Annotated in this window: 21 protein-coding genes; 8 read left to right on the top strand and 13 right to left on the bottom strand. The window is 63.5% G+C overall.

The window, feature by feature from the left end; genetic code table 11:
• Nucleotides 1–239: 239 nt before the first annotated feature.
• Nucleotides 240–1,016, top strand: a complete 777-nt coding sequence (locus tag ACOYYX_RS14025; RefSeq protein ID WP_422930523.1) for a hypothetical protein — start codon at nucleotides 240–242, stop codon at nucleotides 1,014–1,016.
• A 145-nt stretch (nucleotides 1,017–1,161) separates the two neighbouring features.
• Here the strand turns inward: ACOYYX_RS14025 and ACOYYX_RS14020 are convergent, their stop codons facing one another.
• From ACOYYX_RS14020 to ACOYYX_RS13990, 7 genes are all read right to left on the bottom strand, one after another.
• Complete coding sequence (locus ACOYYX_RS14020) at nucleotides 1,162–1,542, bottom strand: VOC family protein (protein WP_422930522.1); 381 nt, start codon at nucleotides 1,540–1,542, stop codon at nucleotides 1,162–1,164.
• 21 nt (nucleotides 1,543–1,563) lie between these two features.
• A complete protein-coding gene (locus ACOYYX_RS14015; protein WP_422930521.1) occupies nucleotides 1,564–2,046 on the bottom strand; it encodes an EVE domain-containing protein in 483 nt (160 codons plus the stop codon).
• Nucleotides 2,047–2,202: 156 nt separating this feature from the next.
• A complete protein-coding gene (locus tag ACOYYX_RS14010; protein WP_422930520.1) occupies nucleotides 2,203–3,756 on the bottom strand; it encodes an MDR family MFS transporter in 1,554 nt (517 codons plus the stop codon).
• A gap of 283 nt (nucleotides 3,757–4,039) precedes the next feature.
• A complete protein-coding gene (locus tag ACOYYX_RS14005) occupies nucleotides 4,040–5,323 on the bottom strand; it encodes an ABC transporter permease (protein WP_422930519.1) in 1,284 nt (427 codons plus the stop codon).
• A 42-nt stretch (nucleotides 5,324–5,365) separates the two neighbouring features.
• Nucleotides 5,366–6,871 (bottom strand): efflux RND transporter periplasmic adaptor subunit, encoded by a 1,506-nt coding sequence (locus ACOYYX_RS14000; RefSeq protein ID WP_422930518.1) that lies wholly within the window; start codon nucleotides 6,869–6,871, stop codon nucleotides 5,366–5,368.
• Nucleotides 6,872–6,908: 37 nt separating this feature from the next.
• Entirely contained in the window at nucleotides 6,909–9,311 is a 2,403-nt protein-coding gene (locus tag ACOYYX_RS13995) for a TolC family protein (protein WP_422930517.1), read from the bottom strand.
• Between the two features lie 183 nt (nucleotides 9,312–9,494).
• A complete protein-coding gene (locus ACOYYX_RS13990) occupies nucleotides 9,495–10,928 on the bottom strand; it encodes an enolase C-terminal domain-like protein (protein WP_422930516.1) in 1,434 nt (477 codons plus the stop codon).
• Nucleotides 10,929–11,169: 241 nt separating this feature from the next.
• On the opposite strand from ACOYYX_RS13990, the gene ACOYYX_RS13985 reads away from it, so the two are divergent.
• The gene (locus ACOYYX_RS13985; protein ID WP_422930515.1) at nucleotides 11,170–11,760 is read left to right on the top strand and encodes a Maf family protein; all 591 of its coding nucleotides are present in this window, start codon (nucleotides 11,170–11,172) and stop codon (nucleotides 11,758–11,760) included.
• Nucleotides 11,761–11,819: 59 nt separating this feature from the next.
• The gene (locus ACOYYX_RS13980; protein WP_422930514.1) at nucleotides 11,820–12,860 is read left to right on the top strand and encodes a M28 family peptidase; all 1,041 of its coding nucleotides are present in this window, start codon (nucleotides 11,820–11,822) and stop codon (nucleotides 12,858–12,860) included.
• A gap of 10 nt (nucleotides 12,861–12,870) precedes the next feature.
• On the opposite strand, the gene ACOYYX_RS13975 is transcribed toward ACOYYX_RS13980, so the two are convergent.
• Nucleotides 12,871–13,158 carry a hypothetical protein gene (locus tag ACOYYX_RS13975; RefSeq protein ID WP_422930513.1) on the bottom strand — a complete coding sequence of 96 codons (288 nt, stop codon included), beginning with the start codon at nucleotides 13,156–13,158 and terminating at the stop codon, nucleotides 12,871–12,873.
• A 226-nt stretch (nucleotides 13,159–13,384) separates the two neighbouring features.
• Between ACOYYX_RS13975 and ACOYYX_RS13970 the strand changes: the two genes are divergently transcribed.
• The 4 genes from ACOYYX_RS13970 to ACOYYX_RS13955 all read left to right on the top strand — a co-directional run bounded on the left by ACOYYX_RS13970 (nucleotide 13,385) and on the right by ACOYYX_RS13955 (nucleotide 19,529).
• A complete protein-coding gene (locus tag ACOYYX_RS13970) occupies nucleotides 13,385–16,531 on the top strand; it encodes a hypothetical protein (protein WP_422930512.1) in 3,147 nt (1,048 codons plus the stop codon).
• Nucleotides 16,532–16,754: 223 nt separating this feature from the next.
• Nucleotides 16,755–17,243, top strand: coding sequence for a GNAT family N-acetyltransferase (locus tag ACOYYX_RS13965; protein ID WP_422930511.1), 489 nt, complete (start codon nucleotides 16,755–16,757; stop codon nucleotides 17,241–17,243).
• Nucleotides 17,240–17,758, top strand: coding sequence for a peptide chain release factor family protein (locus ACOYYX_RS13960; RefSeq protein ID WP_422930510.1), 519 nt, complete (start codon nucleotides 17,240–17,242; stop codon nucleotides 17,756–17,758). Before ACOYYX_RS13965 ends, ACOYYX_RS13960 begins: the two co-directional genes overlap by 4 nt.
• Nucleotides 17,759–17,975: 217 nt before the next feature.
• A complete protein-coding gene (locus ACOYYX_RS13955) occupies nucleotides 17,976–19,529 on the top strand; it encodes a glycosyltransferase family 39 protein (RefSeq protein WP_422930509.1) in 1,554 nt (517 codons plus the stop codon).
• Nucleotides 19,530–19,539: 10 nt separating this feature from the next.
• Here the strand turns inward: ACOYYX_RS13955 and ACOYYX_RS13950 are convergent, their stop codons facing one another.
• The 5 genes from ACOYYX_RS13950 to ACOYYX_RS13930 form a co-directional block, all read right to left on the bottom strand.
• Complete coding sequence (locus tag ACOYYX_RS13950; RefSeq protein WP_422930508.1) at nucleotides 19,540–21,297, bottom strand: hypothetical protein; 1,758 nt, start codon at nucleotides 21,295–21,297, stop codon at nucleotides 19,540–19,542.
• Nucleotides 21,298–21,368: 71 nt separating this feature from the next.
• Nucleotides 21,369–22,055 (bottom strand): hypothetical protein, encoded by a 687-nt coding sequence (locus tag ACOYYX_RS13945; RefSeq protein ID WP_422930507.1) that lies wholly within the window; start codon nucleotides 22,053–22,055, stop codon nucleotides 21,369–21,371.
• Nucleotides 22,056–22,183: 128 nt separating this feature from the next.
• Nucleotides 22,184–22,717 (bottom strand): RNA polymerase sigma factor, encoded by a 534-nt coding sequence (locus ACOYYX_RS13940; protein ID WP_422930506.1) that lies wholly within the window; start codon nucleotides 22,715–22,717, stop codon nucleotides 22,184–22,186.
• 437 nt (nucleotides 22,718–23,154) lie between these two features.
• On the bottom strand, nucleotides 23,155–23,526 hold the full coding sequence (locus ACOYYX_RS13935) for a hypothetical protein (protein WP_422930505.1): 372 nt from the start codon (nucleotides 23,524–23,526) through the stop codon (nucleotides 23,155–23,157).
• A 182-nt stretch (nucleotides 23,527–23,708) separates the two neighbouring features.
• Nucleotides 23,709–23,918 carry a hypothetical protein gene (locus ACOYYX_RS13930; protein WP_422930504.1) on the bottom strand — a complete coding sequence of 70 codons (210 nt, stop codon included), beginning with the start codon at nucleotides 23,916–23,918 and terminating at the stop codon, nucleotides 23,709–23,711.
• Between the two features lie 325 nt (nucleotides 23,919–24,243).
• Here ACOYYX_RS13930 and ACOYYX_RS13925 point away from each other — a divergent pair, with 325 nt between their 5' ends.
• Nucleotides 24,244–25,245 (top strand): vWA domain-containing protein, encoded by a 1,002-nt coding sequence (locus ACOYYX_RS13925; protein ID WP_422931627.1) that lies wholly within the window; start codon nucleotides 24,244–24,246, stop codon nucleotides 25,243–25,245.
• Nucleotides 25,246–25,250: the final 5 nt, after the last annotated feature.

Here is a 25,250-nt window from a genome sequence, read left to right as displayed (position 1 = left end):
ATAAAATTCGGTCCTTCCCCAGGCCTGCCCAACACCAATCTCGCGTCGCTCCGATGCGACGAGAGTACCCTCCGAAAACCGCACTCGAATCGATCCCTACGGCAACTGATTCTCCCCTAATTATCCGTTATCCGGAGTCGCTGGTGATGTCTGAAGATGCGAGCCTTCAAGCCGAGAAACCCGAAACGCTTCAAGTGTCCTGCGAGTGCGGGGCGAGGATGAGGGTCCGGACCACGACCGTGGGCAAGGAAATCAAGTGTCCGAAATGCAGCACGCGATTCACGGTCACGGCTCCGGCAACTCAACCGAAACCGGAGGCGATCTCGGAGCCGCCATCGGAGACGACGGTGGAAGCCATCACGCCGCCGCCCCTCCCCGCCTTCAATGAGATCCCCGAGGATTGGCAGGCCGCCATGCTGAGCAAGGCGCCAATCGCCAAACCCGCACCAGCCAAGCCCTCTATCGAATTCATCACTCATAAGTGCGATCGATGCCGGTATACCATTACGGCCCCGGCCAGCAGGGCTGGTATGGAAGAGCAGTGTCCTCTCTGCAATTTCCCCAACGTCTATCCTACGCTTGCGGAATACCAGGCCAGGCTGGCCGACCCCGAAGCTCACCAGAAGGAATACATCGTATTCCAGTGTCATTCCTGCAAGACCTGGCAGAAGGAAGAGAGTTCGAAACGCGGACGGCTCAAGCAATGCAACTCGTGCGGAGGATATAACAAGGTCTTCTCGCTCGACTATGATATCGAGTCGACCATCGAGTTAATCGAGGAAGGAGCAAGCCCTGAATCGAAGAGGGACGCCTCCGACGCCGCGTTTCTGCGGAGTTTCCAATCACTCATCAAGTCCAACGAGGCCGTCCTCAAGAGCAACGAAACCATCATCTCATGGCTGAGATCTATTTTTAACTTGATCTTGATTTTATTCGTAGGTTGCCCGATCGCGGCCACCGTCCTGTACATCATTCTCGGGATCTTCGCTGCGGCCAAGGGCAACTACGTCAATTGAGCTTCGTTCTGGCTTGCGGATGACACCCGCCTTGTGGTGAACGCCTTCTCGAGCCAGCTCGATCGAGTCCGCAGCCGATACCACCAATAGAAAAGGGGAGGCGGATAAGGCCTCCCCTCTTGATACATCCAGATCCCATTCAATTTCAATCCGTCAGGCGGCTCTTGCGCCAGACGATCTGCACGCGGTTGCCGCCAGGGTCGCGGAAGAAGGCGGTCTTGATGTTGTCGTTGTCGGCGAGGGTGTCGGTCTCGAAGACGATGCCCCGGTCCTCGAGATCGGCGCGAGTCGCGGCGAAGTCATCGACCCAGAAGGCGAGGTGACATATCCAGCGCTGGTTGACGCCGGTCTGATCCTTGGGGCGGCCGATGAGTTCGATGGCCATGCCGTGATCGTCGGCCAGGAAATAGCCGGGGGGGTCACCGCCGCTGTCGACGACGACCTTGAGGCCCATGACCTCGACGTAGAAGTCCTTGAGCGCCGGCGCATCGTCGGCGTAGATCGCGAAGTGTTCGAGTCGGGCCATCGTCGCTTCCCTTGAGAATCGTCAACGCGTCTTGGTCTTGGGTTGGTCTGCCAGCGAGAGGACGGTCTCCCACTCGTCGGCGGTGACGGGCTGGACCGAGAGTCGGCTCCCCTTGCGGAGGAGTTCCATCTTCTCGAGGCCCGGGATGGTTCGAAGGTAGGGCAGGCTGAGCGGCGGGTCGAAAGCAGTCAAGGCGCGGATCGAGACCTGGTACCAGACCGGCTTCTCGCGAATGCTCTTGGGGTCGTAATGCTCGTGGTCGGGCTCGAACGCGGTCGGATCCGGATGCCCGGCCGTCACGACCTCGGCGACCCCGGCGATCCCCGGCGGCTCCGCGTTCGAGTGGTAGAAGAAGACCCGGTCCCCGACTTGAACCTGGTCACGGAGCATGTTGCGCGCCTGGAAGTTACGCACCCCGTCCCAGCCGGTCGAGCCCGAGGGCTCGGCCTGGAGGTCGGCGAACGAGTAGCAATTCGGCTCGGACTTGAACAACCAGTAGGCCATGGAGCGTCGTGCCCTCCGTAGGATCCATCCAAAGGCAACCCCGACCCGGCGGCTTCAACACCACCAACTCGGCCCTACCTTAGCAAATCCCACCCGGATCGGGACATGGATCCTCGGCCTACGGTCGTGATCGGGTCGAATGCCCGGCCTCAGCGATCAATGCTCGACCGTGACCGGCAGTGCGGCCTCTTCCACGACGGCCTCGCCATTCTCGGCCGGCTGGGGCTTGCTCTGCGCCTGATGCTTGCCCAGTCCCAGCGAGCAGAGGACCATCAGGACAGCTAGGGCCGTCAACTGGATGAAGACGTCGCGCAACGAATATCCGAGGGCCTCCTGGACGATCCGCAGCTTCTCGGACGAGAGCAACGCGTGCGTCTCCGGCCGGAGCGCGGCGGTGACGTCGATCCCCGCGCCGTCGCCGCGGGCGAGCCGGTTCGCGAGTTCGTAGCCCAGGGTTGCCCCCAGGATCCCCACCCCCAGCGCACCTCCCAACGTCCTGACGAACGTGATGGCTCCGGTGGCCACGCCTCGACGGTTCCACGACACGGCATGCTGGACGCCGAGGATGTAGCTGAGCGACGTCGGCCCCATCCCCAGGCCGATGACCGACATCCCGGCGATGAACAAGATCCGGGAGGAGGCGGGATACTCGGCGCCGATGGTCAACGCGACCGAGCCGGTCGTGATCAGCAACGAGCCGACCAGGGCGGTTGTCCGGAAACCGAGACGCACCACGACCTTGGCGGCGATCGCCACGCTGATCGACCAGGCGAGGAAGAGGGGCGTGATCATCTCGCCGGCCTTGATCGCCGAGCCCCCCTGCACTCCCTGGACATAGAGCGGGATGTACGTATCGAGACCGAACAGCAAACAGCCGATCAGGAAGCTCCCGGCAATCGCCGAGGCGATCGGCCTCAGCGTGAACAGGTCGAGCGGCACGATCGGGTCGGGGGCCCGGCGTTCCTGAAACACGAAGAGCACGAGCAGGACGACGGAGATCGCCATCAGTCCCACACCGACGGCCATCGACTGCTTCTGGCCGTTCAGCACGACCGACAGCAGGAGGGTCGTCCCCAGGGTCAGCAGAATGGCCCCCGCCCAGTCGATCCTGGGACGCTCGTGATGCACGATCGCCTCGTGGAAGTGTCGCATCAGGAGCCAGATGGTCACGACCGCGAACGGCACCGTCACGAAGAAGACCCAGCGCCACGAGAGCCCCACGGTCAAATAACCCCCGATGGCCGGGCCGACCAGGCTCGAGCCGCCCCAGACGGCGCTGAATAATCCCTGGACCTTGGCCCGCTCCTTGAGCGTGAAGAGGTCGCCCAGCATGGTGAGCACGATCGGGCCGACGGATCCCGCCCCTAACCCCTGGATGACCCTCGCGGCGATGAGTTGAAGCATGCTGTTGGCCATGCCCGAGAGCATGGAGCCGATCGCGAACAGGACGAGGCCGAAGATGAGGACCTTCTTGCGACCGAAGATATCGGCGAGCTTCCCGTAGATCGGGGTCGAGACGGTCGACGCCAGCAGGTAGGCCGAGAAGACCCACGGGTAGATGTCCAGGCCCCGGAGCTGGGCGATGATGGTGGGCATGGCCGTAGAGACCACGGTCGACTCGAGCGCGGTGACGGCCATCGCCATCAGGAGCGCGGCGGTGATCATCGTCCGCTCGCCGCTACTCCGCCCTTCGGCTGCTTCATCCGCCATGATGCTCGGTTCCTGTCCTTCTCAATACCCAAGATCGTGTTTCGACGGCCGCCCCTACGGGACACAGGTGCATTCTATCGAGTTCGCCAAGGCCGCAATCATTCAAAGCTTCGTTAGCATAAGCAAAATTGCGCTGTACGCGGGGGCTATTCACCTCCGTTGGCCGCGCACGAGGGCTCTTTGCGATCAAGGGCGTTACCGCAAAGTTCGCGAAAGGCCCTGCGCACCGGAGGCGTACTCTCGGGGACATGACGCGATATCAATGCCGAAGCCAGTTCGCGGCTCACTCGGCGCGGAGGGCGTCGACCGGGTCCATCATCGCGGCGCGTCGGGCGGGGTAGACGCCGAAGACGACGCCGATCAGCAGGGCGATGAAGAAGGCGATGATCGGCGACTCGGGGCGGATCACGGCGGGGACGCCCGAGAGGTTGGAGACCATCGGCGGGACGGCCAACCCCAGGGAGACGCCGATGGCCCCGCCCGAGGCCGAGATGACGACCGTCTCGATCAGGAACTGAAAGATGATGTCGCGACGCTTGGCCCCCAGGGCACGCCGGATGCCGATCTCGCGGGTCCGTTCGGAGACGGTGGCCAGCATGATGTTCATGATGCCGATGCCGCCGACGACGAGCGAGATCCCGGCGATCGAGCCGAGGACGAGGTTGAAGATTCGCGTCGTGGCCCTCGACTTCTCCAGAAGTTCGAGCGGCACCGTCATGCTGTAATCCTTCTTCGGGTGGAATTGCAGCAGGAGGCTCTCGAGGGCGACGGACGTCGGCTTAACGTCGTCGATGCTGCGGACCGTCACCGTGATCTGACTGAGCTCGATCTTCTCGTACGAGTATTGCCCCTGCTTCTCGCCGAAGAGGACGTCGCCGAACCGGGCCCGGTCGGTGGTCAGCGGGATGTAGACGTCCTTGTTCAGGTCCTGGGCCGAGAGGCTGCTCCCCGTCCCCGCCGAGGGGGCCTTGTGAGAGGTAACCCCCACGACAAGGTAGTAGTGGTTCTCCCCCAGCCGGATCGAGCGCCCGACGGGATCGCCGAACGGGAAGAGCTTGTCGGCGATCTCGGCACCGATCACCGCGATGTTGGCGGAGCGGTACATGTCGAAGTCGGTGATGAACCGCCCTCGCGCGAGCGTCTGTCCGGTGATCAGGAGGCAGTCGGGATTGGCACCGACGATCCGCCCCTCGACTTCCCGGTCGAGGTGCCGGACGTTCTTGCGGAACTCGCGGAGCGGGGTCGCACCCACGACGGTCGGGATGTTTCGGGTGATCCGCTCGAAATCCTTGTGGGTCAGGCCGTAGCTGAAGATGAAACTGTCGTTGTTGTTCTGCTTGGAGGGGTTGACCTCGTCGACAGGCTTGGCACTCCGGACGATGATGTTCGTCGCGCCCAGCTCGGCGAGTTGCCGCTGGACCTCGGCGCTCGCCCCCTCGGCGATCGCGAGCATGGCGATCACCGACGCCACCCCGAAGATCAGGCCCAGGGCCGTCAGCAGGACGCGCAGCTTGTGCAGCGTCAGGTTGCGGACGGCGAGCTTGACGATGTTCCAGATACGGTTCATGGCGGGCGGTTCCCGGTGGGCGCGAGTCCCTTTTGAAGCGAACTACTTGGCCGCGGGCGAGGTGGCTTTCTTGGAGGCATTGGGATCGAGGGCCTGCTCCTTCTCCTCGTCCTTGAACTCTGCCGCGACGCGGCTGCGGGCGTCGAGCGCCACGGTCTCTCCCTCTTTCAATCCGCTGATGACCTGGACCTGGAACTCGTTCGTATCCCCGACGCCGACCTCCCGACGCTCAAAGCCTTTAGGTCCTTGTGCGAAGGCATAGAACTTCCCCTTGTGCTGGGCCACGGCCTGGACGGGGATCATGAGCACGTTGGAGACTTCGCCTACGAGGATCTTCACCTCCGAGGTCATGCCCGGGCGAAGCTCCTCCTTCGGCATCTGCTCGATGCCGACGACCGTCGTGTACTCCTTGACGCCCCCGCTCATCCACCCCCGGTTCGAGTCGGCGAGCTGAGACACCGTCTTCACCTTGCCGACGATGACGAGGTTGGGGAAGGCGTCGACCCTGATCTCGGCAAGCTGCCCCGGCTTGATCTTCTTGATCAAGGATTCGTGGATGTTCACCTTCACCTGCATCGAGGTGAGGTCGGGGAGGCTGAAGATTTTCTGCCGAGAGTAGACGGTCGCCCCTTCGCGGATCTGACGGCTGGAGTCGTACCACGAGTCGTTGGCGTAGGCGACGATCCCGGCCTGCTCCGCCTTGATCTCGGTCTGCCCCTTGTTCTTCTGATATTCCTTGAGTTGCTGGTCCTCGATGGCGAAGGTCGCCTTGGCCGCCTCATACTCGCTCTGGGCCTTGGCGACCGAGGCCTTGGCCGTCGCCAGGGCCTGCGAGACCTTCTTCTTGGCCTGGTCGACCTTCGACGAATACTCGGTTGACTTCCGCTTATATTCGTACTTCTCCTTCACCATGAGCTTGGCCTTGGCCCCGGTGAGGGTCAGGTCGTTGCCTTCGAGCTCGCTCTGGGCCGCACGCAGGTCGCTGAGGGATCGGAAGCCCTTCTTGACCAGCCCCTGGAACTGGTCGAGCGTGTTCTTCGACTCTTGCACCTTCTTGACCTTGAGCCCGATGTCGCCCCGGATTTCCTCGGTCTCGAAGACGTAGGTCCCCTTCTGGTACATCTCGAGGTCGAGGACGGCCAGTTCCAGCTCGACCTTGGCGGCGATGATCTCGCTCTCCCCCTTGTTCTTGGCGATCTCGACTTCCTGGAGCGAGGTCTCGATCTTGGTCCCCGACTGCTTCGCCTTGATTTCCTGCTGGGCGACGTTCTTGTCGATCTCGGCCGAATCGAAGCGGCAGACGACCTGGCCCTTCTCGACGTGGGTGCCCTCGGGCGTGAGCTGGATGATCTTGTTCTGGTAGCCGGGGAGGTCGCAGATGCCGTCGACGGTCTTCACGCTCTCGAGGTTGCCGCGCTCGGTCACGACGATCCGCAGGGTCCCGCGCGTGACGGGGAGCGAGAGCGTCGCGTCCTTCGGCTGAGAGTCCTTCCAGGCCGGGATCAGGCCGAAATAGCCGGTCGCGAGAACGCCCAGGGTCCCCCCCATCAGGAAGAGGAACCGCCAGGGGAACCTCCACCGTCGCTTACGGGGCGAAGGGGCTCCGGTTCCCGTCGGGTGCAGGTGGAGGAAGGAGTGATTCGGTGGGAGGTCGGAGGGGGTCTGGTGTTGTGGGAACGGGTCCCCCGTTGATGGTTGGAACGCGGTCGTCATTGGTCCAGACCCCCAGGGCATCGATGTTCATGACGTCAAAGTCGCGGAAGAGGCCCATCCGAGTGACCTCGTATTGTATCCATTGTCCGATCAATGAGTTCTTATTCTGCAGCAGTGAACCCTGGGCCAGGACCAGATTGTTGCCGCTATTCTGGCCGGCACCCGAGGTCGCCCCCGTGCTGGACCTGGCATTGTACTCGGCGAGGTCCACTTGCCGCACGGCGATCAGGAGGGCGAGCCTCGTGATGTCGAACTGCCGCCGATTCAGGTTCAGTTCGCGAATATCTGCGCGGATCTGCTGCACGATCAGGTCATGATTCTGCATGTAACTGCGGCGAGCCCGCTGATACTGGATCTGATCGGAGCGATATTGATTGCGCTGAATCCGGCGATTGATCGGGGCATTGAACTGGATCCCGACCGAATGTCGGCTCGCGTGGGCGTCGAGTTGGACCACGCTGAGGCTGCCGGGCGCGGAGTTGAGTTGGCCGTTGTAGAAGAGGTTGACTCCCGCGAGCAGTTGATTGCCGGCGTATTCGACGTTCCTCCAGGCATCGGTGACCTGTGCGAGCGAATTCATCAGGTCGAGCCGGTTCGCCAACGCGACCTCGATGGCCTGGTCGAGGGTCAGATCCATGGGATTGACCTCGATCAGATGGATGCGGATCTGCGTCTGGATCACGAAGAGCTCGGTGAAGCGTGCGTTGAACTCGCGGGTGGCGAGTTCTTGGAGCAGCGTCTCCCAGGCTTCGTCCTCGTCGATTTTTTCGAGGTTGTCGATGAAGTCCTGAATCTTGGTGAGATTCTTGCCCAGCGACACCTTGGATTCGTCATAACTGACGCTCAAGGATTTGGAGAGATCGATCTGGCGGTTGAGGCTGTCCCTCTCGTCTTGGTCGAGCGGCCCCGGCCCCGTGCCGACCGTCTTCTTATCTTCCTCGATTCGGGCCTTCCACTTGGTGAGTTCCCCGGCCAGATCGACGGAGAGCCTCTCCAGATCCTTGAACTCACCGAGGAGATCGCTCGCGGCATCGCTCAGAACCGACTTGTCCGGCGCCTCGTTATGCTGGAGTAAGGCGAGGTAGAGGTTCTTGTTCGCCTTCCTGAGCTCGTCGAGCTTCGGATCGTTGAGCTCGAACTTCTTCAGGAGCGTCTCGTCGAGCTTGACGGGGAAATCCGTGGGCAACCCGAGCCGGTTGAAGCGGAAGAGGTCGAGGCTCGTCTGGTAAGAGGCCTGCAATGACAGCAGGCTCGAACGCGACTGCTGATACTGCTGGGCGACGTTATCGCGCTGGAGGGGATCGACACGCCCGGCGAGGACGAGTGCCTCGTTCTCGTCGAGGCTCAAACGAAGCTGCTCGACCTGATACTCCGTATTGCGGACCTGCTGCAACTGGTTCAGGAGGTTGAGGTAGTCGGTGACGGTGTCGACGTAGAACTGGCGGCGATACCTGGCGAAATTCCGGATGGTGTAAAGGGTCTGGCGCTCGACTAGCGAGAGTGGCTGGGTGACGTTGCGTGCCCAGGCCCCCTGGAGCAAGGGCTGCGTCAGGCTGATGGCGAGCCCTGAGTTGATGGTCTGGAAGTTCCGGCCGTTATACTCGAAGACGAGATTATTCGCGAAGTTCACCAGGAGCTGGGCGCCGGAATAGAACATCCAGCTCAAGCCGTTCTGCGTCACCAACTGGAGTTGGTTCACCCCCGTCTTTCCGGCCCCGATCCTGTTGTATTGCGTGGTCTGGTTGCTGTAGATCTGCGGGAAGAAGCTGAACCGGACGAGGGTGAGCTGGAGCGCCTGGAGGTAAACGTCCTCGACGTTGAATTGATATTCTCGATTGTTCATCAGGGCGACCTGCATGGCCGTCGGGCCATCGATCAGGATCGCGCCGTCATCGCTCCTGGGAATGTATTTGAGCCAGCTCAGATCCTCGACGGGCGCGGACCCGCGCTTGCTCCAGCCGTGGAACTCGTGCGGGCGCCCCGCAGTCACCTGATAGGGGCGGGCACCCGGGTCGTCGGGCGGAATCGGCTCGTGGTTGGGATCCTGCGCGTCGCCCATCCGGGAATGAGGATTGGCCTCGACCGGTCTGGGGGGCAGCTCCCAGCGCCAGTCGGTCATCCGGTCATTCTCGATCCGGTAGACGTCGCGGTCTGCGAAGTCTCGGTAGTAGCGTCGCGTGCATCCCACGAGCAACAAGAGCAGCACGGAGGCGGCCATCAGCCGGCGCGCGCACCGAAACCGCTCCCCTCGTTGTAGCTCTTCCTGAGCAGACATGGACCGACATCCTACATATTGTAACGAAGGCCATCCTTGGCCATTCGACAACTGTCTGGGCACGAGAGTTCGCAGTATAACAGATGTCAGATACCGAGCAACGGTGAGTTCTCCGAAATCCCTCGCACTGTCGTCCCAGCTCTGGACGAAGACGACCCAGACTACGCATTCACCCTTGCTGCATCAGGACATTCGAATCTCGTCAGGGTTTCCCGATTCCGCGGCGACGGCCGGCAAGGTGCGCCGGATTTCGTCCAGACGGTACCCGAATCCGGGGCCTCGGATGCTCGAGAGATCGAGCTTCCCGTCCCGGCGTCGGTAGAGCCCCGGATGCACGACGGATTCGGGCTGCGAGGCGTCGGGATAGAACTGCATCCCGTTCGACTCGACCCCCATGATCGTGTCGGCATGGGCGGCGAGGAGGACGTGCGGGATCTGGGCGAGCATGGGGTTGGTCAGATCCTGGACCATCAGGGGCATCCCGTGGGCCTTGGCCCAGCAAAGGCTGAGGAGCGCCCCGGTCTGCGTCTTGCACGTCTTCAAGGCCACGCCCGACCAGCCCAATGACCTGCCTAGCTTGATCAGGTGCCAGTCGTGGGCGCTTTCGTCCATGAACAGGGGCTTGCGGGCCGCGACGCCATGGACGTCGATCCGGTGGGTCTCGAGGTCGTAGGGGAACGGCTGTTCGACGTAGAGGATCCGCTTGAAGATGTCGGCGTGGTTGGCGAGGAGGTCGTCGAGGATTGCGGTGACGTACGCGGGGTCGTTCACCGTGCAGTTGAAGTCGGTCGAGAGCCAGTCGACCCCCTCCTCCTGGGCGATGAGCCCCACGTCCATCAGCCTCGCGAGATCCCAGGCGGCGTCATCCCCACGGAGCTTGACCTTGAGGCAGTTCAGGCCGTCCTTGCGGACCCAATCCCTCAGCAGGACGGGGTGGTCGTCCTTCGGCTCCGAACCGGTGAGTTCCGACGCATGCACCGGGTCCTTGCCGCCGACGAGATGCCAGACCGGTATCAAGCTTGGGGCGGTCGCGAGATAATCGCTCGGGTATCGGCCTTCGAAGGAGACCCCGGCGCCCTCAGCGGGCGTGAGGAAGTGGGCGAGGTCGTGGTTCAGGAACGGCGGTGCGTAGGTCTCGTAGGTGGGCAGGCCGTGGAGGTTCCCATAGGCATCGTGCAGCGCGATGTCGAAAGCCGAGGCGCAGACGAGCGCCGCCAGCCAGGGCATCGGCTCCTCCTCGGGTCCCCTCATCGTGTTGGTGCGCTCGAGCCGCTGCACCAAGGCCGACTCGATGAAAGCCGAGCCGACCTCGATCGGATGCCCCGAAACGTCGAATGAGGCCCAGTCGTCGACGAGGTCGACGCAGAAACCCTTGAGGACCTCGTGACGCGAGTCATACGAAAGCGCGCTGGGCCAGACCCACTGGACGCTCAAGGGGGTCTCGCCCCACCCTACCGCCTCGCGGCCGGTCTCGTCGACGACCCGGAGCCGGACGCGGGCGCAGGTGACCTCCGTCGTGGTCTCGGGCCCGAATTTCAGCGGCATCCGCGTCTTGATCGTGATGAAGTAGAGCGAGACGGCGATCGGGCGGACGTTCCGTGGATTCGCGTTCGGCATGCGACGGCCTGTCTGGTCTGGGGTTGGAGGGAGGGGCTGATCGCTCGGCACATCGAGGCCGAAGACCGCATCGAAACCGGCCAGAGGTCGGATCCCGGCTCGTTCGGACGGTCCCTCAAAAGTCGTCGCTTTCTGCCTTGTTGGCAAGGGGCCAGCGCGGCTACGATCGCCGGACCGACTCAGGACCTAAAGCCGAACCGGGCCCGAAATTCGCCCGAGTTCCCGCGAGGAACAGGACGTGATGCCAGCGCCAGAACGACCTCGCTTGATCCTCGCCAGCCTCTCCCCCCGACGTAAACTCCTCCTGACCGAAGCCGGTTACACGTTCGAGGTCATCCCTTCCGACGTGGATGAGCCCGAGCCCGATCCCGGCGCCTGCCCCCGCGAGTACGTCTCGCGCCTCGCCTGGAAGAAGGCCAAGGCGGTCGCCGAACGGCTGAAGGAAGGGCTGATCCTCGCGGCCGACACGACCTGCTGGGTCGAGGGCGAGATCCTGAACAAACCCGTCGACCGCGCCGATGCCGAGCGGATGATCCGGCTCCAGGAAGGACGCGATACGGAGGTCATGACCGGCCTCTGCCTCTACCGGGCCGACCGCGGCGAGTGGGTCGGCGCCGTGGACGTCAGCACCGTCCGGTTCCGGCCCTTGAGCGACGAAGAACGCGAGACGTTCCTCGACTCTAATCGCTGGGAAGGGAAGGCCGGGGCCTATGGGGTCCAGGACCAGGACCCCTTCATCACCGTCTCACGCGGTAGCGTGACCAACGTCGTTGGCCTCCCGATGGAGCGGTTGGCCTGGCTCTTCGAGCATTATCCCGCACTGACACGATGACCTGCGCCTCGTATGATGAGACGCTGTCACGTTCGGTCTCAAATCGAGGAGCCGGTCCGATGGGGCTGCGGAACCTGAACCCTACCTTGTGGGGCAATCGTCTCGGCAAACTGTGGCTCGTCGTCCCCGTCGTCGTCGGGTTCCTGATCATCACCGGCCTCTCCCTGGTCCGGTGGAACGACTCGAGTTGGGGAGCTGATACTAGCTTGCGTTCCATTCCGGCCCCCATCGACGGCGCCCGCGCCTACAGCTATCTCAAGGAGATCTGCGCCATCGGCCCGCGCCCGGCCGGCTCCGCCGCCAATACCCGCCAGCGTGAGATGGTCGCGAAGCACTTCGAGAAGATGGGGGCGACCGTCCGCGAGCAGCCCTTCGAGGGGACCGACCCCCGGAGCGGCGAGCGGGTGAACATGGTCAACCTCATCGGCTCGTGGCATCCGGAACGCCTACGCCGCGTCGTGATCGGGGCCCACTACGACACCAGGCCCTTCCCCGACGAGGAGACCGATCCCACCCGGCGAGCCATCCCGTTCATCGGTGCCAACGACGGCGCCTCGGGCGTTGCGCTCATGATGGAGATGGCCCATCACCTGAACGACCTGCCGACGAACTGGGGGATTGACCTCGTCCTCTTCGACGGCGAAGAACTCGTTTACGGCCGCCAGGGCGAGTACTTCCTCGGTTCCAAGGCGTTCGCCAAGGCCTATGCCGACGCCGTCGACTCGAAGAAGTATCGGAGTCGATATGTGGCGGGCTTCGTGCTCGACATGGTGGGAGGCCGCAATCTCCAGATCAACCAGGAGCCGTATAGCCTCGACCTCGCCCCCAAGCTGGTCCAGGACCTCTGGGCGACGGCCAGGCGGCTCAAGGTCCCTGCGTTCCGCAACCGTGTCGGCCGCGCCGTGATGGACGACCACCTGCCGCTCAATAACGGCGGGATCCCGACCATCGATGTCATCGACTTCGACTATCCCTACTGGCACACCGCGCAAGACCTGCCGGAGAATTGCTCCGGCGAAAGCCTTGCGCAGGTGGGTAAGGTCATGACGGCCTGGCTCTCCCAGGGGGCGAAGGCGAAGCCGAGTGGCTCGCGCAAATGAACGAGACCGCTCACTGCCCCTGGTCGAGCAACTGACGCAGCGACTCGCGTTCCCGGCGGGTTGCGTCGAGGTCGAACCGGGCCACCTCGAGGTCGAGCTTGAGCCGCTCTAGGGCGTCGCGAGCCACGTTGAGCACGCGACCCCGGAACCGGGCGTTCTCGAGCACATCCTCAATCAGGGGCTCGAGTTCCGCCCGGACGCTGGCCGGCTGGACCTGGATGCGATCCCAAAGCTCCATCATTTCTGTCGGCAGAGACTCTTCCGTGGTGGCTGCCAGTCGAAGCGGTGCGTGACTCATCGAAGTTCCTCAACAAGGTGGTACTCCAATTTACCACGTCGTTTTAGCGAAGGACTTCGGATCATCGGAATTTGTCACTCTAGACAAGATTTAACAACTGCGAAAAGTTGCCGATGCAACCTCGCCTGGTTTGGCCTTCTCGGTTCTGCCTTTAACCGATAGGATCGGCCCCGAGAAATTGGATCGTTCCAGTGTTTGACGGACCGGAGACAAGGAGGTCTCGGCCATGTTGCCACGTCGATCGGTCGCCTTTGTAGGGTCCTCGGCCATTCTGATGTTGGTGGCCATCGTCTCGGCGAAGGCGGATGGCAACGACACGGCCACGGGGATGATTCACGAAGGGTTCGAGTCCGCTCGGCCCGCCTGGCGTCAGGAGCAGACCGACGCCACCGTGACGCTCCACATCCACGACCGATCCAGCCGCGCCGCCCACGAAGGAAGGCTCTCGGAGCACTTTCAGTTCACCTCGGGCGCGGGCAGTTCGTTCATCTACAGCTTCCCGCTCGCGAAGATCCCGATCAACGAGGCCCTCAAGGTCAACCTCTTCGTCAGGTCGACGAGGGGCGGCTTGAGGATCATGGGGCGGGTGGTGCTCCCCTCCGACACCGACCCCGAAACGGGCCAGCCGTCGTTCGTACTGATCCCTGGCACCATTTATGACCAGGTCGATCGCTGGCAGCGGCTCGAGCTCTCGAACATGCTCCCCTCGATCGAGCGTCAGGCTCGCGTGCTCCGCGCCGCGACCCGAAGGCCGGTCTCGCTGGAAGGGGCCTATCTCGACCAGTTGGCGATCAACCTCTTCGGCGGAGAGGGGGAGACCGAGGCCTTCATCGACGACCTCACCATCGGCCCCGTCTCGAACGCGGTCATCGCCGAGCAGGCCCAGCCGGTCACCCCCGGCGCCCCTTCTCCCGTGGAGCCGGAGTCCAAGCCGGCTAACCGCTCGAACGCGAGGGTCCAGTTGGTCGACGGCCAGCTCCGCAAGCGAGCTGATGACGGCAAGGACTACGACTGGGTCTTCACCGCCATCGACGCCCCCGGTGCCAACGTCGAGCTACTCCGCAAGTCTGGCTTCGACGTGCTCAGCACGGAGATCGACGACGATCCCAAGCGGATCCAGGAGGCCATCCGACGAGGCTTCCTGCTTGCGCCGAACCTGAACGCCACACTCGAGGGGCGGGCCGTCGAGGCCGACCGCATGGTTTCGGATGCCAAGGGATACCCCTATCAAGAATCGGTCGCCTTCTGGAATCTGGGGGAGCAGCTCGGCCGTTCGCGAGACGTCGCGGCACGCAACGCGGAGCTGGAACGCATCAGGTCGGTAATCGCCGGCCTGCGTGGGCTCCCGGAGAACGTCTCTCATCTCACGACCGCGACGGTTGCCGGCGAATTGCCGCTCTACTCGAGCTTGCCCCGCAACCTGTCGATCATGGGGATCAAGTCGAACTTCCTGTCAACGGCCATCGACCCCCAGGACGGCTACGCATTCCTCAAGCAACGCCGCGACCTCACGGCCCTCTCGAATCCGAAGAATCTCTTCTGCACCTGGATCCCGGCCACGATCTCCCCGACCGTGAAGTCGGCGATCTGGGGGAAGGAGTCGATCCCGGAGTGGGGGAATCCCCAGGTCCATCCCGAGCAATTGCGGCTTTACACCTACCTGGCGCTCGGGGCCGGATATCGCGGCATCGGATTCAAGGGCGATGAGACGCTCACCGGGCGTGCGGGCCGGATGCTCCTGATCGAGATGGCCTTGCTGAACGAAGAGATCGACCTCTGCGAGGGGATCCTGGCCAGGGGCAAGGACCCGATCCCCTTCTACAAGACGTTCCCGCCGGATCCCCCCACCCTCCCGCAGCCGGGGAGCAAGGTAAACCAGAGGATGCCGGTGCTCAAGGAACTGGAGCCGACCCCGGGAATCCGGGCCGCGGGCATCAGCACACGCGACCGCAAGGGGATACTCCTCCTCGTCGCCGACTACTCGGGCAGCTCGCAGTTCGTGCCGGCGCAAATGTCGATGAACGAGCTGAAGATCACGGTACCGGTGCCCGAGTCGGCCCAGGCCTTCGAGATCAGCCCAGGCGACGTCCGCACCCTCGAGCGGGAGCGATCGGTAGGCGGGGCCCGCTTCACGATCCCCGAGTTCGGCCCGACCTCGCTCATCCTCATCACGACCGACTTCGAGATGGCCGACCGGCTGCGTTCGGCGATCGCCAGGGTCCGGCCCTTCGCCGTGAACATGGCGATCGAGCAGGCGGAACTTCGCCTCCAGGAAGTGTCGCAGATCAACGACATTCTCGTCCGGAGCGGCAAGCGGCTCTACGACAAGACCGACCCCAAGACCATGCCGCTCCCCGATGGTGCCCCCGAGCCCAATGATGAGTACCTCCTGCTCCAGAAGGCCGAGGAATCCATCAAGAGCGCCCGCGAAGCCCTCGAGCGCGAGGAATACTCCCTGGCCTGGTCGGAAGCCCGCCGGGCTCATCGTCCCTTGCGGCACCTGATGTCGGCCCAGTGGCAGAAGGCCTATGAGTCGGTGCTCAAGAAGGTCGTCCCCGAGGATCCGAAGCCCCCGCCCACCCAGCTCGGTCGCCTCAACCGCCGGGAGATCATGGAGCTCGAGCGAGAGAAGCTGAAGCGGACGCGCTACCTCACCTCGCCCGTGATGTGCCCCCCCCTGCTCTCGTACAACACGCTGCCGTTGGTCGAGTCCTGGCTCAACCTGATCCAGCAGCCCTTCGGACCGAATCTCGTGCCCAAGGGCTCGTTCGACGACCACACGTCCCTCGAGTCGGGCGGGTGGATCGATCAGAGCCATCGCTTCAAGGGGATCGTCGGGAAGGTCAGCACCACGGTCGACGAAACCGACCGCGAGAAACGGTTGCTCAAGCTCACGGTCGAGCCCATCGAGAAGATGGACCTCGACAAGTTCCCGCCATATCTCGACTTCCCGGCCGCCGCCATCCGCTCCCCGAGCATTCGAGTCCAGCGCGACCAGTTCTACCGGATCTCGATGCTGGTCAAGAAAGTGAATCCATCGCCCGCGGGGACGTCGGGCATCATCATCACCGACTCCATCGGTGGCGAGGTCATGCAACATCGCTTCAACGGTTCCTACCCCAAGCTCTCGCGCGTCGTCTTCTACAGGAGAGCCCCGACGAGCGGTGACCTCACCGTGACGATGGGATTGAGCAACTTCGGCGAGGCCTTCTTCGACGACTTCCGGATCGAGAAAGTCGACATGCGGGGCACGAACGTCAACGACGACATGGCTGGCCAGGGACGAGACCCGCGCCAGGCCCAGCCGGAACCCGAGCCGACAAGTCCGGCCACGGCGAACCGCCCCCTATCCGGCTCGCGGTCCAGCCAGTAAAATCTCCACCATGACCTTGTGAGCAGGCCGGGCGGATGTCCCATCCGACCGGCCTCTCGCGAGGCCGCTCGGAGGAGGTGCAGATGCCGATCAATCGCCCCTCCCCTCTTCCCCCTTAATGCTCGTGCCCGACCTCTACGGCTACGGCACTCTCGGAACAGCCGGGTACCCTCCACCTCTCGTCGCTGCCCACGGGACGCCGATCGCACAAAGAACGACTCCCATGATCCGTCCCATCCGCATCGAAGACACCCCCGACCTGATCGAGATCGCACGCGGCACCGAGGTCTTCAAGCCGATCGAGCTCGTGGCGCTCCGCGAAGTCCTCGACGACTATCACGCCGTCGAGCACGCGAACGGCCACGTCGCCATCAGCTTCGAGCGGCACGGCAAGGTCCTGGGGTTCGCCTACTACGCCCCCGCCTCCATGACCGACCGGACCTGGTACCTTTACTGGATCGCCGTCGAAAAGGGCATCCAGGCCAAGGGGATCGGCACGGAGTTGCTCCGCAAGGCCGAGGAGGACATCGACACCAGGCGAGGTAGACTACTCCTCATCGAAACCTCGTCGCTCCCTCATTATGAGCTCACGCGACGCTTCTATGAAAAGCATGGATACCGCCGTGCCTGCACCATCGAGGACTTCTACTCCGACCACGACGACCTCATCGTCTTCGGGAAGCGGCTCGATCCCCGGGAACCCGCGTCGTGAGCCAGTCTTCCGGCGGACACCCTGCCGATACGGATCCCGATCGACTCGTTGCCGAGTGCGACGTCCAGCGCACAAGACGGTCGGGGCCCGGCGGGCAGAATCGGAACAAGGTTGAGACCGCCATCGTCCTCGTCCATCGCCCGACCGGGATCCGAGCCGAGGCCAACGAACGTCGCAGCCAGCTCGAAAATCTGAAAATCGCAGTCTTCCGGTTGCGCCTCAACCTCGCACTTTCCGTCCGTATGGTCAGGGACGACGCCCGCATACCGAGCCGCCTCTGGTCGAGCCGCTGTCGAGGCGAGAAGATCGCCGTGAGTACCGAGCATGATGACTTCCCCTCCCTCCTCGCCGAGGCGCTCGATATCATCGAAGCCGCCGAGATGGACCTCCCGGCGGCCGCGGCACGGCTCGGCTGCACCGGCTCGCAGTTGTTGAAGCTGCTCAAGGGCGAACCCCGGGCCCTCGCACTCGTCAACGCGAACCGGCAACGGCTCGGATTGAGGAATCTCCTCTGATACCATGATTCGATATCAGCGAGATCAAACCATACCTAAAATAATTAACATTAAATAATATTTATTTACCATTAAACGAGGATTCTTCGTTCAAATTCGGGCCGCCCCCCGATATCCGTCATGACGGCTCGCCAGGGCGTAACGCATGAGCAACACGCAACGCGAGTCGTCCATGATCGCCGCCCACCGCGAAGATCAGGCATCAGGAGCGTCTCGAATGGAATCCTCCGCGATCTCGACCGAGAGTCTGCAAGACGCCCCTGCTGGCCCCGACGCCTCGCCCCACCCGATCTGGAATTTCGCCTTCGGCCTGGCCTGGGTGGCCATCTATTTCACGGCCCTGCTCCCTCGGGCCAGGGACAAGCCCTTCTGGTATGACGAGATCTTCACCTGGCACCTGGCGAGACTGCCCAGCCTAGGCCGCCTCTGGGAGTGCCTCAGGGAAGGGACCGACCCGAATCCCCCGCTCTACTACGCGGCCGCCCATTTGATGCACGAGATCCTTGGCGCGGCCCCCTGGACGACCCGCTTGCCGGCGATGCTCGGTTACTTGCTCATGAGCTTGTGCCTCTATCGATTCGCAAGGCGACGCGTCTCGGGGGTCTTCGCCTGGACGGCCGCGACCTTCCCGCTCATCACCGAGGCCTCGTCCTATGCCATCGAGGCTCGTGCCTACGGCCTGGTCCTCGGCCTCGGCGCGCTGGCGTTGCTCTGCTGGCAGGTCGCCGCGGAGGAAGTGGGCTTCAAGCGTGGCCTCGCGTTGATACTCTTGCCCCTCTCGCTGGCCGCCGCGGTCGCCAGCCATTATTTTGCGGTGCTGCTGTTCATCCCGATCGGAGTCGGAGAGCTCTGCCGATCATGGCACCGCAAGAAGATCGACGTCGCGCTCTGGTGCTCCCTCATCGCGGGCCTCCTCCCGCTCGGGGTCCTCTACCAGTTGATCAAGGGCGCCACGAGCTACAAGGGGGCGTTCTGGTCGAAGCCCGGCTGGTCGTTCGTGCTCCTGTGCTATGCTCAATTGTTCGAGAAATCGGCGATCCCCATCACGGCGATCGGGCTCCTGATCGCGCTCGATGCGCGGTATCCCTATCGGTGGCGGCGGGCGGAAGTGCCGGGAGCTGACATGGGGGCGCCAGCCGCCATCCCGACCTACGAATACGCGGCGGCGATGACCTACGTGTTGTTGCCGCTCATCGGATTGGCCTTCGCGAGGGTCGCCGCCGGCGGAGCCTTCACGGAACGCTATACCCTGGCCTTCGTCTACGGCTTCGGTCTGCTCGTGGCCTATTCCACGGCCAGGCTCGGCTCGCGCCGGCGCTACCTGGCGGCCATGATCACGGCTTGCTGCCTGGGATGGTTCGCCGGGTTCGAGATGCTCCTCCACCAGCGCGACGGAGCCGCGATCAATCGGATCACGGCGGCCGACTTCCCTCGCGCGGATTCGACGGACGAGCCGCTCGTCATCTCCTGGTCGGTCATGTTCCTCCAGGCCAAGCACGAGCTGCCGAGGTCCCTCGCGGACCGGACGTACTTCCTCTGCGGCGGCGGCTCGACGGACGAGGCGGCGCTCAAGAAGCTGAACGACCTGGTCAAGCTGAACGTCCAGAACTTCGAGCCGTTCGTCGCGGAGCACAAGAAATTCTTCCTGTGCGGATTCTCGAATGACTACGTGCTGCAGGAACTGATGAAGTCACGAGCGAAGCTGACATACCTGGGGGCGAGACGCTTCCGGCACGGCGAGGTGCTGATCTTCGAGGTGGATTGCAGTTAACGATGCACCATCAGCGAATGGAAGCGGCCGGGCTGGGAGCCCCCCCCGCCTCGCGGCTGAGCAGGCCGAGCGTCCGATGCAGCGATTGCCCACCCGAAGCCAGCTCGCTCGTGACGTAGATCGAGCGGAAGAGCCCGAGGAACGTGAGGAGCTTGTCGAGGTCCGCCTGAGCCACGGCGCGGGCCTTCTGATCGTGCTTCATCATCTTCTGGATCAGCATTTCGCGATGCCGGTCGGCGAGGCTTCGGACCGCCTTGATGTCGACCCAGAGATACGACTCCGCCTGCGGGAAGTAGGCCGCGCGGGTCGCCGCGAACTCATCCCTGGCCCCCGCCGCCGACTCCGGCTCGATCGCCAGCGATGCGGCGTTCCGACCGATGAGGAGCCGATCCCGGTTCACCGAGAAGGCGAAGGGGGTCGTCGGCACCAGGAACATGGTGGAAGTCCCCGCCTCCTGCCGGCTCTCGAGCCGGAGTTGCCCGTTGCCGTGCGACTCGTCCATGCCATAGAGCGCCAGTGTCGTCCGCAGGCCATTGGTCACCGCCTCGGCCAGGGTTTCGTCCCCGTTGAGGTCGACGCGAGCGACCGGGCTCAGGGTGAGTTCCGGTGAGGCTGAGGCGATCAGCGTCCCCGAAACGCGGGGCCCGAGTTTGGGAAGAACCTGCTTGAGATCCTGCCCGAGCAAGATGCCCTTGAGGGCCAGAAGGCCGTTCTCATAGCGGGCCCGTTGGTCGTCGGGGATGAGTTCCCGGATGGATTCTTCGAGAGCGGGGAAATCGAGCTGAATCGAGGCGTGGGCTACCGTGTTTGGAGGCAACGTTTCGAGATTCGCGGGCCTGGCGACAACTTTCGACCATCTCTGATACCACGAGCCGACTTTCTCGGGCTCGAGCTCTTCCTGCGTGTGCAGAATCAGGCCGTCCTTCCATTCGATCGCGGCCCCCACGTACTTCTGTGCCGAGAGGTAGCGCTGGATCAGCTTCGCGATCTTCTCCTCGTGTGGCGAGGAGGGCTTGGACGATGAGACGAAAACCTGCTCGAGCAGCCTCGGCTTGAGATAGAGGCTGACGGCCGCCGACCTGGGGAGCCGACTCCTCACCTTCTGGAAGTCGGCGTTCTCGGCGAGTCCCCCCTGGTTGGCCGCGTTGCGATCGATCACGGCGTTTATCAATTCCTCGGAGTTCGCCCAGGCAAAGGTGCGGTCGTCGCAGATGACGTAATAGTCGGGGAGTCGCGGCTGGTCCCCGGCATAGTGACGCGCCGTGTAGGTGAGCGTCTTGTAGCGCCGCTCGGAAACCTTGCTCAACTCGCCTCGACGCAGTTGCGCCTCGTTGACGCTCTGGAGGACCCGATCGAGCAATTTCCGATCCGACATCTGGACGAGGAAGAGCCCGCGCGAGTCTTCGGGACGGCCTCCGGGCGGCGTGACGATGCTGAGTACCACGGCCTCGCCGAAGAGCCGGTCGCGGAACGACGTGGACGACTCCCCCAGTCGCTTCTCCAGCCTCTGCTTCGCCTGATCGAGCTGGCGATAGACGTCGGAGGCATACCAGCGCTGGACGGCGGGGAATCCCTGGATCCGTTCGGAAAGGGGCGACTCGAAGAACTCGCGGGAGTGGACCCGAAGATCTTCGATCGTCAGCGTGACCCCGGCGTCGGCCGGCACGAGCCGCAAGAGTCTGTCGGCCGATTGCTGGCCCCAACAACACGAAGTCCAGCCGATGACGAGTGCGATGATGAAAGAGCATCGGCTCGAAAAGCAGGTCATCGGCGAAACTCCCCGGGCATATTTACGATCCAGGACCAGGTTGAGACGAGGTACGGACAGGTCGATCCAACTTAGGTGGGCGGGACCGTCCGTTCGACCTCGGCCGCGTCGAGGAGGAACCCGAAGGCCTGCTTGGCCGAATCCGAGAGCGGCCGGACCCCCGCGTTGACCCGCTCGCTGACTCCCTCGAGGACCTCGTTGGCCTCCGGTCCGGAGAGGGTCAGGAACAATGAGGAACTATTGGGGGGCAACGTGGCCGAATTCAACATCTCCCGCCCGATCTTCGCCGCCGAGCCCGACGACTCCCTGGCTAAGTCCCAGGTGGCCGTCCCCGCGGTGGCCAAAGCCTCTGAGATGGAAGGATTCCCGTCCGACTTCTGAACCACTTCCACCCCGCCCCCCGGCAGGCCGTACTCGCGGCCGACGAACCGGAAGGCGGCGACGAGCGCGATGAGCAGGAGAGCCGCCGCGGCCAATCCCGCGACGCGTCTCGGGAACGCAAGGATCCGGCGCGGTTTCACGACCTCGCGATCTCGCTCGATGGCGTCGAGGCAACTCTCGACGAATCCGAGCGAAGGGATCGGCGTCGGTATTTTCAGCGAAACGACATGCAAGAGTGTCTGATAACGTTGCGCCAGGGGGCGGCAGGCCTCGCACAAGGACGCATGCTCCTCGAGCTCGGCGAGGAGTTCGGGGGCCGCAGCGCTACGGTCGTCGAGATAATCGTTCCACCTGGCTTCGTAGTCGACGCATTCCATGGCACACGCTCGAAAACAACGTCGTTGGAGGCTTTAGGGAGGGCGAGGTTCGGGAGTTCACCTGCCGAGTTCGCGGCCGAGAGGTTATTAACGATCGGACAAGGCAACGTCGCCAGGGTCGAAAAGAGCTAACAACGGACCCCGCGACGGCTCAGGTGTTCGGCCAGTTCGGCCCGGGCACGATGGAGCCAGGTCTTGACGGTTCCGATCGGCCTTCCGACCGACTCGGCGATTTCTTCGTAAGCGAGATGTTGTTCGTGGAAGAGGGCGAACACCACGCGATACTCGGGTCGGATCTTCTCGAGGGCACGTTCCAGTTCCCCCGCCAGGTCTTCCGGGTCGGTCAGCCCTGCCCTCTGGTCGACGCGATCCTCGGGAGATTCGGTGAGCCCCGGCCTGCGCTTGCGGTGGACGAGGGCGGTCCGGCAGCGATTGGCGGCGATCCCGAGGAGCCAGGGGCGTAAGGGACGCGTCTCATCGAAGCCGGCCAGGCCCCTCAGTGCCCGCACGAAGGTCTCCTGGGCCACGTCCTCGGCATCATGACGATGTCCCATCATCCGGTAGCAAAGGCCGTAGACGACCCCCTGGAAACGTTCGACCAGCAAACGGGGAGCGCACGGGTCGCCGGCCCGAAGTGACTCGATCAACGCGCGATCGTCCATCCGCCTTCCGCCTTCACCCGGCCCGAAGGCCACCGAGACCGGCCCAGTCGCCAAGGATACTCCGACGAGGAAGTCTCCGTTTCAGATTTCGCCGCCCGACGTCCATGATTCTGCCGAGCCGCCAGGAATTGCCAACATTTTCGAATCGTCGGGCCAAAGAGGCGTGGGCAACCTCGCCGGGCGCCGAAACTCAGATGAGGACTTCCGCCTTCAGCCACAGATGTTACCGGCTCGCGTCCTCGCGACTGGCAAATCCGGATCGGCCAGGGACCGTCGGCGCAAAGAAAAATCGACGGTAACCGCAACGAATAGTTGGGGTTACCGTCGAAAGGTTAGGTAAAGCTGAGCTTAATGGTGGAGGAAACGCTTCACGCCGGACGGGCGGAGGGATGCGAACCCCGCCGAGGCGGGGCTGAATCCCTCGCGGATGAAGCGGCTCAAGACTCGAGCGGTGCCGAAAGGTCGGTCAATTCTTCGGCCGTGAGTTCGTGGAACTCTCGACCCTGGAGGGCGAGTCCCGTCTCGAGGCGGACGGCGATCTCGTGGAGCTCAGGCGAATCGATCCGCCAGGCGATGTCCGCGAGTTCGCTCGGAGTCAGGTCGCCGAGTTCTTGCCCCAGGCGATCGAGTTCCGATTCGAGACGAAGCACCGTCTCCAGCATCTCGGCATGAGTCTCCGCCGAGCCGCCGACGAGCAGGCACGTTTCACCGGTACTGAGCCGTTGCTGATCATCCCCGGAGTCGAGTCCAAACCCGATGATGGCGGCTCGAAGCCGGCGCGTTCCGCCGCCGTCGGGTTGCGTCTTCATTGTCATCTCGAGGAGGGCCTTTCACGAGTGGGAAGCCGTTGAGAGGCGTGGCGAGCGGCCAGGGTACCAGTCCCCCGCGGCGGCCCGTCTCGCCACGCGATTCTTATCGGCTGATCGTCCCGGCTCGAACAGCACCGGGACGACGAATCGCGAGGCCGGCACCCGACCCTCCCGCATCGCTCTTACGATCCGCTTAGGCATTCCCTCGCGGTATTTCGCGCCACGCGGTACGCCGCCCGAATCGTGATGGCCCGCGCCTCGATCTGTTCTTCGCTGAACAGACGCCCTTCGCTAGCAGGAAGCCCCGCCAGCGTGATCGTGAGCGGAAGTAGGTCGAGGAATTGACGGTACTTTTGCTGAAGATCCCCCGCCGCGCTTGCTTGGTCGGTCACGACTCGAACTCCTTGGTTTCGGTGGGCAAAACACTGAATTCGCGAGGCTGAACTGGCGACTATCGGCACTCGTCGAAAGTCGATGCAACGACGAATCCGAGGAAAGGGCCCGCCGTCGAGCAGGTCCACTTCTAGAGGCTAGCGGCCCCAACCTCGCCTCGGCAAGTCCCGAACGCCAAGCCCTTTCGAAATAAAGTGAAGGGCCGACGCGTGCCCTGGAATCCCCCCCGTGACGCGGGATCGATGATCTCCCTTGATTATGAGATCAATCTCCTCAATGATCGAAGGAATCCTTCGACGAAAGATTTGGTATTGGGTGGGCACCATGCGCTGGGCCGAGCCGGGTTGGATGATTCTCTTCGTGCTCGTCCCACTCCCCTGGGTCTTCGACCGCATGCGCCCACGTCTCGCCTGGCCGAGCCTCGGCTATTTCCCCAAGGCGGGCCGTTTCGGGGCGAGGGGACGCCATGCCTTCTCGCTGACACTCCGAGGTCTGGCCATCAGTTCGCTCGTGATGGCCCTCGCCCGGCCGCAGACGGTCGGGGGCCGGACCCACATCGCCGGCCAGGGGGTGGCGATCATGGTGGCGCTCGACCAGAGCTCGAGCATGAACGCCGCCGACTTCCCCTCCGAGAGAGGCCCGATCAAGCGGCTCGACGCAGCCAGGAACACGGTCAGCCGCTTCGTCGCGAGCCGGCCCGACGACCTCCTCGGGCTCGTCGTCTTCGCCAACTATCCCGACCTGGCCTGCCCGCCGACCCTCGACCACGCCTTCATGCTGGAGACGGTTCAATCCTTGCGCACGGCTCGACCCGGCGACGACGGGACGAACCTGGGCGATGCGATCGCCTGGTCGCTCGAGGCCCTGAGCGTGACGACGCCGAAGAAGCGGGTGCTGATCGTCATGACCGATGGGCGGAATAGCCCGGCCGTCCCATCTCCGCTCGACCCTCGAGCGGCCGCGATTCTGGCCCGCGAGTTGGGGATCACGTTGCACACCATCGCCATCGGCAAAGCTGAGGCGCCGCCCCCTCCTCCCCCCACTTCCAATAAGGAAGAGGCGAAGCCGAATGACGCCTATGACACCCCCGATTTCGAACTACTGGATACGATCGCCAAGCTCGGGGGTGGCCGGGCCTTCGTGGCGGCCAACGCCCGCGACCTCGAAAAGGTCTTCAAGACCATCGATACGTTGGAGAAGAGTCCTGTTCAAAGCATCATCCGAACGCGTTATCGTGAACATTATGCGTCCTGGGTCGCGTTTTCCATCGGCCTGTTGATCCTGGATCGTCTCTGTTCGGTGGGCCGCCTGCGTCGGCTGCCATGAGCCTT

It is taken from the genome of Singulisphaera chitinilytica (genome assembly GCF_049331405.1).
In the GTDB taxonomy this organism is placed as follows: domain Bacteria; phylum Planctomycetota; class Planctomycetia; order Isosphaerales; family Isosphaeraceae; genus PoT.
Note: the sequence above shows the minus strand (reverse complement) of the source record. Positions and strands in the feature narration are given on the sequence as shown.

Excerpts from the sequence above, each read along its gene's own strand:
- ACOYYX_RS13955 (WP_422930509.1), top strand. The coding sequence starts at position 17,976 with ATGGAATCCTCCGCGATCTCGACCGAGAGTCTGCAAGACGCCCCTGCT.
- ACOYYX_RS13940 (WP_422930506.1), bottom strand. The coding sequence starts at position 22,717 with ATGGACGATCGCGCGTTGATCGAGTCACTTCGGGCCGGCGACCCGTGC.
- ACOYYX_RS13950 (WP_422930508.1), bottom strand. The coding sequence starts at position 21,297 with ATGACCTGCTTTTCGAGCCGATGCTCTTTCATCATCGCACTCGTCATC.
- ACOYYX_RS13965 (WP_422930511.1), top strand. The coding sequence starts at position 16,755 with ATGATCCGTCCCATCCGCATCGAAGACACCCCCGACCTGATCGAGATC.
- ACOYYX_RS13985 (WP_422930515.1), top strand. The coding sequence starts at position 11,170 with ATGCCAGCGCCAGAACGACCTCGCTTGATCCTCGCCAGCCTCTCCCCC.
- ACOYYX_RS13945 (WP_422930507.1), bottom strand. The coding sequence starts at position 22,055 with ATGGAATGCGTCGACTACGAAGCCAGGTGGAACGATTATCTCGACGAC.
- ACOYYX_RS14010 (WP_422930520.1), bottom strand. The coding sequence starts at position 3,756 with ATGGCGGATGAAGCAGCCGAAGGGCGGAGTAGCGGCGAGCGGACGATG.
- ACOYYX_RS14005 (WP_422930519.1), bottom strand. The coding sequence starts at position 5,323 with ATGAACCGTATCTGGAACATCGTCAAGCTCGCCGTCCGCAACCTGACG.
- ACOYYX_RS14015 (WP_422930521.1), bottom strand. The coding sequence starts at position 2,046 with ATGGCCTACTGGTTGTTCAAGTCCGAGCCGAATTGCTACTCGTTCGCC.
- ACOYYX_RS13935 (WP_422930505.1), bottom strand. The coding sequence starts at position 23,526 with ATGAAGACGCAACCCGACGGCGGCGGAACGCGCCGGCTTCGAGCCGCC.
- ACOYYX_RS13990 (WP_422930516.1), bottom strand. The coding sequence starts at position 10,928 with ATGCCGAACGCGAATCCACGGAACGTCCGCCCGATCGCCGTCTCGCTC.
- ACOYYX_RS13970 (WP_422930512.1), top strand. The coding sequence starts at position 13,385 with ATGTTGCCACGTCGATCGGTCGCCTTTGTAGGGTCCTCGGCCATTCTG.
- ACOYYX_RS13925 (WP_422931627.1), top strand. The coding sequence starts at position 24,244 with ATGCGCTGGGCCGAGCCGGGTTGGATGATTCTCTTCGTGCTCGTCCCA.
- ACOYYX_RS13975 (WP_422930513.1), bottom strand. The coding sequence starts at position 13,158 with ATGAGTCACGCACCGCTTCGACTGGCAGCCACCACGGAAGAGTCTCTG.
- ACOYYX_RS13995 (WP_422930517.1), bottom strand. The coding sequence starts at position 9,311 with ATGTCTGCTCAGGAAGAGCTACAACGAGGGGAGCGGTTTCGGTGCGCG.
- ACOYYX_RS14020 (WP_422930522.1), bottom strand. The coding sequence starts at position 1,542 with ATGGCCCGACTCGAACACTTCGCGATCTACGCCGACGATGCGCCGGCG.
- ACOYYX_RS13980 (WP_422930514.1), top strand. The coding sequence starts at position 11,820 with ATGGGGCTGCGGAACCTGAACCCTACCTTGTGGGGCAATCGTCTCGGC.
- ACOYYX_RS14000 (WP_422930518.1), bottom strand. The coding sequence starts at position 6,871 with ATGGGGGGGACCCTGGGCGTTCTCGCGACCGGCTATTTCGGCCTGATC.